Below are 6,733 nucleotides of genomic sequence, written 5' to 3' on the forward strand. Positions count from 1 at the left end.
TCCGAGATCGGGCCGATGGTCCGGTGTGAGAGGGGACCAAGGTCCCACGAGTGGCGGGCCAGGAGCCTTGTTCGGTGCGATCGGGTGGTGCGCTCGGGCTCCTGGCGGCGAGAATCACGGCGCCTCGTCCCCCGAAGACCCCGGATCTCGAGCACAGGAGTCGCCGAATGACGTCGATCCGCCTTCCTCTCGCCGCAGCAGGCCTGGCCCTCGCCGCCGCCAGCTTCGTGACCGGTTGTGGCAAGGACGAGACCGGTACCACCGCCGCGACCACGACCACCGCTGCCATTGCTGCCCCTCCGGTGGTGTCGGACGCGTGGTGTCGCACGTCGCCCATGGTCGCCGACGCCGGCGCCTGCTACCTGGTGATCAGCAACAGCTCCAGCGAGGCGGCCCGGCTGGTGGGCGCCTCCGTGCCGCCCTCGATCGCGGGGAAGGCCGAGCTCCACGAGACGGTGCAGGTCGGCGGCATGGAGGGCTCGGGCACCACGACTGGGGCTGGCATGGGGAGCAGTTCACCCGGCGGGACCATGGCCGGCAACATGCCCGACACCACCATGAGCGGCGGCATGATGCAGATGCGCGAGGTCGACGCCATCGAGGTGCCGGCCGGGGGCACCGTCGAGCTGAAGCCCGGTGGCTACCACGTCATGTTGCTGGAGCTGGCCGAGCCCCTGACGGAGGGAACGATGGTTCCGCTCACCCTGCGGTTCGAAGGCTTCGACCCCGTGGTGGTCGAGGCGGAGGTGCGCTCCGGCTGACGCCGACCACCTGAGCCGGTCATCGAGCACGCTGGCTCGCGGCGGTGAGCACCGAGCCGGGAGCCAGCGTGCTCGACGGCGTCAGTTGTTCGAGGGAGCGGCCTCCTCGACCGCGCTGACCTCGGCATCGCTCGGGGCGTCGCTCGCGGCCTCGCCGTTCGTGGCCTCCGTGCCCACCTCGCTCGTGCTCAGGCTCTGCTCATTCGCGGAGCCGGCCGGCGTCTCGGTCGACAGCGGTGGCCACGGCTCGAGCGACGCGGGGACCTCGGGCGGCGCGGTGAGCTTCTTCACCACGACGGCGATGCCCACACCGACGGCGGCGATGAGACCCAGCTTGAACGTGATGCGGAACACCTTACGGATCATGGCGACCTCCTGGCCGGTGGTGACGATGGTTGGCAGCCCTGGACAGCGGCGATGGCGCGAACGTTGGCGCCGCGGTTCCCGCCGGGTACCGTACCCAACGCCGCCCGAGCATGCTCGGGCGCAACGTGCTTGACGGTCCTCGCCACCGCTGACACCATGGTCCCCGCTATGCAGATCCACATCGTCGTCGAGGAGCTTCTCCTTCGGTAGGGCGAGCGCCCCACATAGGTGCTCGCCGAGCCTCCTGCGCCCACGGGCCAGGGGGTTTTTTGTTTGTTCGGCGGGGCTCCTCCCGGTGGCCGGCCGCCGTCCCGATCAACCCGAGCCACGAGCGAAAGGCACAGACCCATGAGCAACAGCGACCAGGTGATCATCTTCGACACCACGCTGCGCGACGGTGAGCAGTCGCCCGGGATCTCCCTCGACCAGGGCGAGAAGCTCGAGATCGCGGAGCAGCTCGCTCGGCTCGGTGTCGACGTCATCGAGGCCGGGTTCCCGGTGGCCAGCCAAGGTGACTTCGAGGCCGTCCAGGCGATCGCCCGGTCGGTGCGCGGCCCGGTGATCTGCGGACTGTCGCGCACCGCGCTGGCCGACATCGACCGGTGCTGGGAGGCGATCCAGGATGCGGAGCGGGCGCGGATCCACACCTTCATCGCCACCAGCGAGATCCACATGCGCAACAAGCTGCGGATGACCCCCGAGCAGGTGAAGCAGGAAGCGGCCCGCGCCGTCGCTCACGCCCGCTCCTACACCGACGACGTGGAGTTCTCACCGGAGGACGCGTCCCGCTCGGACTTCGACTTCATGTGCGAGGTGCTCCAGGTGGCGGTCGACAACGGGGCCACGACCCTGAACATCCCCGACACCGTCGGCTACGGCATCCCCGAGGAGTACGCCGCCCGGCTGCGAGCGGTGCGCGAGAAGGTCTCGGGCGACTACGTGATCTCCACCCACTGCCATGACGACCTCGGGCTGGCGGTGGCGAACTCGCTGGCGGGGGTGCATGCCGGGGCCCGCCAGGTCGAATGCACGATCAACGGGATCGGCGAGCGCGCCGGCAACGCGGCCATGGAGGAGGTCGTGATGGCCCTGCGCACCCGGCCCGACTACTTCGGTGGAGTGGACACCCGCATCCGGGCGGAGGAGCTGGCCCGCACCAGCCGGCTGGTGAGCCGGCTCACCGGCTACCCGGTGCAGTACAACAAGGCGGTCGTCGGCCGGAACGCCTTCGCCCACGAGTCGGGTATCCACCAGGACGGGGTGCTCAAGGAACGCACCACCTACGAGATCATCGACCCCAGCGCGGTGGGCGCGGGCGGCAGCCAGATCGTGCTCGGCAAGCACTCCGGCCGCCATGCCTTCGCCGACACGCTGAAGAAGATGGGCTACGACCTGCACGGCGACGCGCTGAACCAGGCGTTCACCCGGTTCAAGGAGCTCGCCGATCGCAAGGTGCAGCTCACCGACGCCGATCTGGAGGCGCTGGTGGCGGAGGAGATCGGCGACACCGTGCGCTACGCCTTCCAGCTGGTGTCGGTCGACTGCCACGGGGGCACCAACACCACGCCCACCGCGACGGTCGTGCTCGACCACGGGGGCGAGAAGCTGGAGGCCACCGCCCACGGTGACGGCATGGTCGAAGCCGCCTGCACCGCCATCAAGCAGGCCACGGGCATCTCGGGGCGGCTCACCGACTACTCGGTCACCTCGGTGACCGGTGGTGTGGACGCGCTGGCCGACGTGGCGCTGCGCTTCGAGGTGGACGGCGTGGCGATGCCGGGTCGCGGCCTGTCGACCGACGTGGTGGAGGCCTCGGCCCGGGCCTTCCTCAACGCCATCAACCGCATCGTGCGGGTGCGTGACACCGGCGATGACCGGACCGCGGTCGACCGCCCGGGCTCGTTGCGCGGCGTGTGATGCCGTGACCCTGCGGGTCGCCGACCGGCTCCGTTGGCCGGCGCGACCCGCAGGGTCACGGGTAGGGCACCCAGGCCAGATCGGCGAAGGTGGCGAGGTCGCTGACCTTCACCCCTGCCTCAGAGAAGCTCAGCAGCATCCCACGCACCACCGCCGTCCGGGTGACGGGTGAGCCTCCTCCCGTCCCGTCCAGCGGAGGGGACGGAATCGGCTCAGGTGCGATGCACGCAGCCCCGGGTGGGCACCCCCGGCTCGCCCACCCCCCAGCGCGGGGAGCGACCGAGGGGTGTACCAACCGGCCGCGCTCGCTGATGCCGGCCCGCTGGACCACGAACCCGATGGCACCCACGAACGGTCCGGCGAGCGACCCGTCGACGCCGACGTCGTAGCCGGTGACGGGCACGACCGCCAGCGAGTCGGAGGGCCACCACAAGAAGGCGTGGTGGTCGTGCTCGGCGAGGGAGAACGATCCAGGCATCGTCGTCTTCTGCAGTTGGGCGGGCGCCGCCGGGTCGGACACGTCGAACAGCGAGAGCTGCAGACCGGTCACCCGGCCCTCGAGCGTGGCGTCCTGGCCGATGCCGACCAGCAGGCCGTCGCCGATCGGGTGCAGGTACGAGGAGTACCCGGGGATCTTCAGCTCCCCGGCGACCCGTGGCTCGGTCGGTTCGCCCAGGTCGATGGTGTAGAGGGGGTCGGTCCGGCGGAAGGTGACCACGTAGCCCGTGCGACCGATGAAGCGCACCGAGTGGATCTCCTCGCCCCGGCCGAGACCCCCGACCTTGCCGATCGGCTGCAGCTCCGCGCCGACCTGGCGCAGCACGGTCACCGTGCTCTGGGTGGTCGCTGGTGGCCATGCCCGGTCCGGCCCGGTGGGGGCGGAGGTCACGGCCGGGGTGTCGCTCGTGGCGACGGTCTCGGTGGCCGCGACCCGCAGGTCGCCGTCGAGCTCGGAGAGGGAGAACTGGTCGAGCAGCTGGCCGGCGACCTCGCCCGAGGCCACGTAGGTCGCGGGCTTGCGGCCCTGGATGTCGAACTTGTGGATGGCGGTGGCCGGCCGGCTGCCGGGGTCCTCTGCCGGCCAGGTGGTCGTGGTCACGTAGAGCGACGCCGGTGAGGCGTACACGATCTCGCCCCCGCCGAGCACGCTGGTGGTCTCGTCCACCGCGAGCGCGTCGTCCCGGAGATCCACCGACAGCACGTTGACCATCCCCAGGCCCCCAGGATCGGGTGGCGCCTGCACGGATGCGCAGTCCACCATCGGGCCCTCGTCGATCACCGCGCCGCGGGGGTCGCGGATCGTGTACCGGGGCAGCCAGTCCTCGGCACTGGTCCGGGCGATCACCTCGCGGTTGGTGCGTTCGGCCGCAGCCGTCCCCCGTTCGTTCGTGGGGTGGACGAAGCCGAGCTGGGGGGGCGACGAGGAGGTGACGACCCGGACCATCCCGTCCACGGCGCGGGCATCGGCGAGGGTGCCCTGCAGCTCGGCCGAGCCCAGGATCGCCATCGCCGCGGGATCGGACACGTCGACCAGCGTGAGTTGGGTCTCGGCATCGACCGGCAGCGCGGCCTCCTCGAGCTCGGTGCTCGCCGGGTAGGGGCCGTAGGCGCTCGTGAGCACCAGCGCCCGATCGCCGTCGACCAGCAACCGGCCACCCCCTCCGGGCAGGGCGAGGGAGCCCACCAGTCTGGGCGGTCCGCCCGAGAGGTCGAAGGCCCAGAGGGCGCCGGCGGCGACGGTGAGGAGTCGCTCGCCGTCGGTCTTCACCACGTCGGGCTCGTCGACCCCTTCCTCCTGCAGGTTCGTACCACCCCACGCCGAGTTGGCGTCCGCATCGCGGCTCGTGGCCTCGGGCAGTGCGGCGCCGGCGGAGGCCCGGTCCTCGATCGCGCCGCCGACCGGCCCGAGCTGGGCCGAGAATCCGAGCGCGTCGCTGGCGAGGTGCTGCGTGGCCAGGGTCTGCACCGCGTCGACGAACGCGTCGCAGCCGTCGTAGGCCACCAGGGCGACCGCTGGGAGGGCCACCCCTGGCGGGGACGTGGGCGCCGGCCGCCCGGCGGCCCCGGGCCCACCCGTGCAGGCGGCCGCCAGCGCGACGACCAGGAGGGCGATGGCGCCGGGTCGGAGCGTGGCTCGCATGTGGACTCCCCTCTCGGGCCCGCCGCGGGCCCGCCTCGTCTCTCCGCCTGCTTGGACGCCGGGGGGGACGATGCAGTTCCCGCCTGCGTGAGGTTCGCCGGAAACCGGTAGAAAGGTGCCATGCCGAGGGAGGGGGCGGACGCAGCGCTCACCGGCTCGGTCTGGACCGACGGCGACTTCCGGTCGCTCACCGATGCCGCTCCGATCGGCATCGTGGTCGACGACCGGCACGGGCACACGATCTACCGCAACCCGGCCGCGGGCGCGCTGCTCGACGGGCATGGCGGCGACGGTGACTGGCGCTCGGGCGCACTCGCCGAGTACCGGCCGGTCCTCGATGCCATGGTCGAGGCTGCCCGGGAACGGGGCGCGGTGAGCAACACGATCGCTGCGTTCGGGCGCCCGGGCGAGCCGGCCCGCTGGTTGCGGGTGAAGGTGGCGCCGCAGGCCGGCAGCGGCTGGGCACCGCGCACCGGGGGCGTCATCGCCATCTTGGAGGACGTGACGGCGGAGATGGACGCCCGGGCGGAGACCGAACGCCTCACGCACATGCTCGATGCCACCTCGGACTACGTGGCCGTGTTCCGGCCGTCGGGGGAGATCCTCTACCTGAACGAGACCACCCGAGCTGCGCTCGAGCGGCTCCGGGAGCAGGGCGGCAATGGTGAGCTGGTGGAGCTCATCGACGAGTCCGGCCGGGAGGCCTTCGTGCGGGAAGCGCTCGAGGTCCTCGCGGATGCCGACACCTGGCGGGGCGAGCTCCTGCTCGACGTGGGCGGGGACCGCAAGGTGCCCGTGTCGGCCCTCGCCGTGGCTCGCCACGACCGCCAGGGTCGCCTCGAGTGGATCTCGTTGCTCGCCCGGGACATCACCGACCTGAAGGAAGCCGAGGCCAGGCTGCGCGACCTCGCGACCCGAGACACGCTCACCGGTCTCGCGAACCGGTCGTTGGCCAGCGACCGCTTGGCGCAGGCGGTGGCGCGCCACAAGCGCTCGGGTCAGGGCGTGGCCGTGCTGTTCTGCGACCTCGACGGGTTCAAGGCCATCAACGACGCCAACGGGCACGCCGCCGGCGACCTGGTCCTCCAGGAGGTGGCCCGCCGCCTGAACTCGGTCACCCGGGCGACCGACACCGTGGCCCGGGTGGGAGGCGACGAGTTCGTGATCGTGTGCGAGGGGCTCGTGGACCGTGACGCGCTGGCGGAGCTGGCCGACCGGGTGATCAGCGCGGTCTGCGAGCCCGTCCCCCTCGGAGGCGGCGTGTCGGTCGTCGTCGGGATCTCGGTGGGCGTGGCGGTGGTGAGCGACACCGGTGAGGAGGCCGATGCCGATCGGCTGCTCACCCGGGCCGACACCGCCATGTACCGGGCCAAGGCCCACGGCGGGCGGAGCTACCGCATCGACCTCGGGATGAGCTAGCTCGTCCTGTCCGGGGGTCCTGTTGACAGGTGGACCCTGTGGAGGGTGTCAGTTTGTCTGTCGGGCTTTGAGGGTGTCGAGCATGTGTTTGGGTGTGCGGCCGGCCATGTAGTTGCTGTGGTTCGGACGC

General features: G+C 71.5%; 5 protein-coding genes. 3 read left to right on the top strand and 2 right to left on the bottom strand.

Going from position 1 to position 6,733, the window contains the following annotated elements; translation table 11 throughout:
• Positions 1-167: 167 nt before the first annotated feature.
• Positions 168-761, top strand: coding sequence for a copper chaperone PCu(A)C (locus HZF19_RS01530; protein WP_208026956.1), 594 nt, complete (start codon positions 168-170; stop codon positions 759-761).
• An 81-nt stretch (positions 762-842) separates the two neighbouring features.
• Here HZF19_RS01530 and HZF19_RS01535 read toward each other — a convergent pair whose 3' ends face one another.
• Positions 843-1,127, bottom strand: coding sequence for a hypothetical protein (locus tag HZF19_RS01535; protein WP_208026957.1), 285 nt, complete (start codon positions 1,125-1,127; stop codon positions 843-845).
• 348 nt (positions 1,128-1,475) lie between these two features.
• Here HZF19_RS01535 and HZF19_RS01540 point away from each other — a divergent pair, with 348 nt between their 5' ends.
• Positions 1,476-3,044 (top strand): 2-isopropylmalate synthase, encoded by a 1,569-nt coding sequence (locus tag HZF19_RS01540; RefSeq protein ID WP_208026958.1) that lies wholly within the window; start codon positions 1,476-1,478, stop codon positions 3,042-3,044.
• 55 nt (positions 3,045-3,099) lie between these two features.
• Here the strand turns inward: HZF19_RS01540 and HZF19_RS01545 are convergent, their stop codons facing one another.
• Positions 3,100-5,184 carry a beta-propeller domain-containing protein gene (locus HZF19_RS01545; RefSeq protein ID WP_208026959.1) on the bottom strand — a complete coding sequence of 695 codons (2,085 nt, stop codon included), beginning with the start codon at positions 5,182-5,184 and terminating at the stop codon, positions 3,100-3,102.
• A gap of 120 nt (positions 5,185-5,304) precedes the next feature.
• Between HZF19_RS01545 and HZF19_RS01550 the strand changes: the two genes are divergently transcribed.
• Positions 5,305-6,603, top strand: coding sequence for a sensor domain-containing diguanylate cyclase (locus tag HZF19_RS01550; protein WP_208026960.1), 1,299 nt, complete (start codon positions 5,305-5,307; stop codon positions 6,601-6,603).
• Positions 6,604-6,733: the final 130 nt, after the last annotated feature.

The sequence above is a fragment of the Rhabdothermincola sediminis genome, assembly GCF_014805525.1.
Classification (GTDB): domain Bacteria; phylum Actinomycetota; class Acidimicrobiia; order Acidimicrobiales; family Acidimicrobilacustridaceae; genus Rhabdothermincola; species Rhabdothermincola sediminis.